A 4,347-nucleotide genomic window follows, 5' to 3' on the forward strand; every position below is an offset into this window, starting at 1 on the left:
GGCCTACGGGTGGGCTCTATGTGGTTTTTAATTTACAGCGGCCCCCGCCCGGGGAACCCCCCCCCCCCCGCCCGGCCGCGGGCGCACGCCCCTCTTCGACCAGTACGCCGACGACCCCCACCCCCGCGCCGCCAACGAGTGACCCCGCCCCCCGCCACCGTCCTTGACCAGCGGCGACCGGATTTCCGAGCACCCCGCGGAGGATGCTAGAGTTTCACTCGTCGCAAGGGCCTGTGGCGCAGACTGGTAGCGCACCTCGTTCGCATCGAGGGGGTCAGGGGTTCAAATCCCCTCAGGTCCACGGCACGTGAGAGCCCCGGTCGGAGAGATCCGACCGGGGCTCTTTCGCATGATGCGGCAGCGAAGCCCGCTGCCGCCGGTCGCCCGCGCCCGCCGAGCCGCTGGGTGCACCGCGCGTCGGGGTACGTCGAGTACGGGGCACCACCGCGGTCCCGCCGAGCCGGGCGCGGCCACTTGACGGGTGGGCCACGGCCACGGCCCTTACGCCGCCCCTGCCGATGGCCGCGCGCCGGAGCGCTTCCCGGCATCCTGGCCTTGTAGTCCCCGTGCCCTGGCCCCCGTGCCTGGTCATCGCGCGGGGCCTTGGGCCTCCGGCCGTCCTCCGCCCTCTCCAAGCCCTCGCCCCGCCTGCCCCTCTCGCCGTACGTCCCGGTCCTCCGCGGGCCCGGTCTACCCATCAGGGGCGCACTGCGGGATGGTCGTGACCATGGACGTCGACGCGGGTTGCCGCCCCGCCCGTCACCGGCTGGCTGCAACCGGGGGCCCGGGGCCCACGCCGCGCGCCCTTGGGGGGCTCGCCCTTGCTCGGCCGGCCGACCAGCCCGCCCCGTGTCCGCCCCGTGTCCGCCCCGTGCGTCCGGCCCCGTCCCCGGCCCGACTCGACGGCCCGCAGCGTAGGAAGGCCCACCCCACGATGACCCACAGCGACAGCCCGGCCATGCAGGTCCCCGACGTCTATGCCGGAGTTCTGGGGGCCGGGGCGGGCGCAGTGCACGGCCGTGAGCAGGAGTTGGCCCGTGCCTTGCTCGCCGCGGTTCCCTCCGCCGCCCTGGTCGCCCGGCACAACCGGACCTTCGTCCTCGCTGCTGCGGCGGCCTGCGTGCGCCAGTACGGCATGACGCAGATCCTGGACCTCGGCGCCGGGCGGCCCACCGGGCGCAACGTCCACGATGTCGCCCACGAGGCCGATCCGACGGTCTCCCTCTGCTACGTCGACCACTCCCACGCGGCCGTGGCCCAACTGGAAGAGCAGGGCCCCACCGGCAGCGAAGGCCGGGTCTCCTACCTCGTGGCCGACATCGGTGATCCCCGAACCGTCCTGGATTCCACGGCCGTACGCGAGACCATCGACCCCGCCCGTCCCACGGCCGTGCTCCTGGGCGCCGTCGTCCCGTACCTCACCGAGGTCGACGTCCCCGACATGCTCAGGGAGTACGCGGACGCCCTCGCCCCCGGCAGCATCCTCGTACTCTCCCACGGCACCTACGACTTCGACCGGCCCAAGGTGCAGCGGATGCAGGAGGTCTACGAGGCCCACGGCATCCCCTCCCGCATGCGCAGCGAGGACGAGCTGCGGACGCTCGTGGAACAGGCCGGTGTCACCGTGCTGCCCCCGGGCGTCGTGGCCACCAACCAGTGGCAGCCGGACGGGGCTCGGGCGGGGGAAGCGGGTGAGGCGTGCATGTACGGGCTGTGGGGGCGCATCGGGTGAAGCGACCGCCGCACTGGCCCGCCCGCCCCCGGGCACCATGTCCTTGGGCCCGACGTGGCAGCCCCGGCCCGGGGCGCGCGGGCGTGCGGGCTTGCGTGGGGTGTGGGGAATTCGGTCGACGGCGAGGAGGGTTCGGTATGCGGATCGGCATCGTGGCGGCGCCGGGGCCGGAGGTGGCGGGGCTGGCTGTTCGGGCGGAGGCGTTGGGGTTCGACAGCTTTTGGGTGTATGACACGCCGATGGTCTACGGCGATCCGTTCGTGGGGCTCGCACTGTGTGCCGGGGCGACCCGTCGGATCAGGCTCGGCATCGGTGTCACCTCGCCGGCGCTGCGTTCCGCGCCCGCCGCGGCGGCGGCCGTCGGGAGCCTCAACGCGCTCGCTCCCGGCCGCATCATCTGCGGCGTCGGCACGGGGAACACGGCGCGCCGTGCGCTCGGCATGCGGCCCACGAAGCTGGCGGAGTTGGAGGCGTTCGCGGCCGAATTGCGGGACCTCACCGCCGGCCGTGAGGTGGCGCACCGCGAGCGGGGCCGGTCGAGCAGGGTGCGGTTCCTGCACGTCGGGCCGTACGTCGACATCGCGGCTCCGGTGGAGTTCGTCGTGGCCGCGTTCGGGCCGAAGGCCGCCGCGGTCGCCGGGCGGCTCGGGGCCGGCCTGATCTCCTTCGGGCTGCACGATCCCGCGGCCTGGTCCGCCCTCGGCGAGGCCCGGCGGGCGGCGGCGCGGGAGGGCGCGCGGGAAGCGGACGGGGCGCGCCGAGGGGCGGGGCGGGAGGAGGGCGGGGCTGATGGGGTCGGTAGCGCTGGTAGCGCCAGTGGGGTGAGTGGGGTGAGTGGGGCCACCGAGACCGATGGCGCTGATGGGGCCGACAGGGGCGATGGGGCTGATGGGGGTGGCGGGGCTGGTCGGGTCGGCGGGGCCCGTTCGTACCTCATCTCCGCGCTGCACGTCCTCGCCGACGGTGCTGACCGTTACGGCGATCCGGTCAGGGACTCGGTGGGGCACATCGCGCTCGGCGCGCTGGTCCTCGGGGCGGAGGAGCCTGCCTTCCGCGCGGGCCTGCCGCCGGCGGAGGCCGCGGCCGTCGACCGGCTGCTCGCGATGCGCGGCACCACGGCCACCGATCCCCGGCTGCACCAGGCGCTCTACCGCAACTACCTGGGCCGGCCGTCCGTCGCGGAGCGCGAGCTCATCGTGCCCTCCCTGGTGGACAGGTTCGGCCTGGTCGGTACGCGGAGCGAGGTCGTCGGGCGGATCGAAGCGCTGGAGCGGGCGGGCGTGGACGAGCTGTTGATCCAACCCGTGGTGGACCCGGAGCGGCAAATGGTGGAGTTCGCCCGGCTGTTGGGGTGAGGGGCGGGGATGGGTGGGGGCGTGCGGGGCGGCCCGTGGGGGCGCCCGGGTGGTGCGGGCCGGTGGGCTGCCGGGCCGGTGGGCCGGTGGGCCTGTCTGCGGCCGTGGTGTCGCGGCCGGCTGTTGACCGGCCGCCAGTGCCTGGCGCGTACGTCGTACCGCGCGGCTGTGGAGCCGTGGAGCCGTGTCGCCGGCGGCCCTTCATACGCAGCGTCAGGTCCGGTCCGGGGGCGGGGAGGTGCGGGTGGCGTGGACGGAGCCGAGCAGGGCCAGGGCCTGGGCGCTGGGGCTGTCGGGTTCGGCCTGGTAGATGACGAGTTGCTGGCCGGGGGCGTCGGCCACGTCGAAGACCTGGTAGCCGAGGGTCAGCGGGCCGACGTCCGGGTGGTGGAAGTGCTTGTTGTCCTGGGTCTTGCCGCGCACGGTGTGGGTGTTCCACAGGCGGGCGAAGTCGGCGCTGTGCTCGGTGAGGAGGCCGACGAGTTCCCACAACCTTGGGTTGTTCGGGTCGCGTCCGGCTGCCTGGCGTAGATGGCCCACGGTGGCCCGTGCCGTACTGTCCCAGCGGGTGTAGAACTGCCGGCCCGCGGGGTCGATGAACGCCATCCGGGCCAGGTTGTCCGCCGGGTCGAAGGGCGCGTGCAGGGCGTCGGCGATGGCGTTGGACGCCAGCACGTCAAGCGTCCGGTTGATGACGAGCGCCGGGGCGCCCGGATGCCCATCGATCACCTGCCGCAGGGCGGCGCCGACCTGGTCCGTGGTGGCGGCGAACCGATCCACCGGCACCGCACCTGCCAGCCGGTACAGATGCGCCCTGGCATCGGGGTCGAGCCGCAGGGCGCGACCGAGCGCATCGAGCACCTGGGCCGACGGGTGGCGGTCGCGCCCCTGTTCCAGGCGGGTGTAGTAGTCCGCGTTCATACCGGCCAGGACGGCGACCTCCTCGCGGCGCAGCCCGGCGACCCTGCGCGTGCCGTGGCTCGGCATGCCGACATCCGTCGGTTGTAGGGCGGCCCTGCGCGCGCGGAGGAACTCTCCCAGGTGGTTGTCGGTCATGCCACCCAGGCTAGGTCGCGGGCCCGGTGTGTTGCCTGGGTGTGTCACACCCAGGCAGGAAGCGTCCTGGTGGGCCCGCGACGACCGGCCCAGACTCGGCCGGACAGCCGACGTCACACCCAAGGGGCGTCACACCCAAGGGGCGTCACACCCAAGGGGCGTCACACCCAAGGGGCGTCACACCCAAGGGGCGTCACACCCAAG

3 protein-coding genes and 1 tRNA gene are annotated in these 4,347 nt (G+C 74.0%); 3 read left to right on the forward strand and 1 reads right to left on the reverse strand.

Going from position 1 to position 4,347, the window contains the following annotated elements:
* The first annotated feature begins 227 nt into the window (after positions 1-227).
* From AAHZ94_RS29270 to AAHZ94_RS29280, 3 genes are all read left to right on the forward strand, one after another.
* A tRNA-Ala gene (locus tag AAHZ94_RS29270) sits at positions 228-301 on the forward strand.
* Between the two features lie 633 nt (positions 302-934).
* Positions 935-1,732, forward strand: coding sequence for an SAM-dependent methyltransferase (locus AAHZ94_RS29275; protein ID WP_349996678.1), 798 nt, complete (start codon positions 935-937; stop codon positions 1,730-1,732).
* Between the two features lie 137 nt (positions 1,733-1,869).
* Positions 1,870-3,087, forward strand: a complete 1,218-nt coding sequence (locus AAHZ94_RS29280; RefSeq protein ID WP_349996679.1) for an LLM class flavin-dependent oxidoreductase — start codon at positions 1,870-1,872, stop codon at positions 3,085-3,087.
* A gap of 213 nt (positions 3,088-3,300) precedes the next feature.
* On the opposite strand, the gene AAHZ94_RS29285 is transcribed toward AAHZ94_RS29280, so the two are convergent.
* On the reverse strand, positions 3,301-4,143 hold the full coding sequence (locus AAHZ94_RS29285) for a helix-turn-helix transcriptional regulator (protein WP_349996681.1): 843 nt from the start codon (positions 4,141-4,143) through the stop codon (positions 3,301-3,303).
* Positions 4,144-4,347 lie beyond the last annotated feature (204 nt).

The sequence above is a fragment of the Streptomyces sp. HSW2009 genome, from assembly GCF_040240285.1.
In the GTDB taxonomy this organism is placed as follows: Bacteria; Actinomycetota; Actinomycetes; order Streptomycetales; family Streptomycetaceae; genus Streptomyces.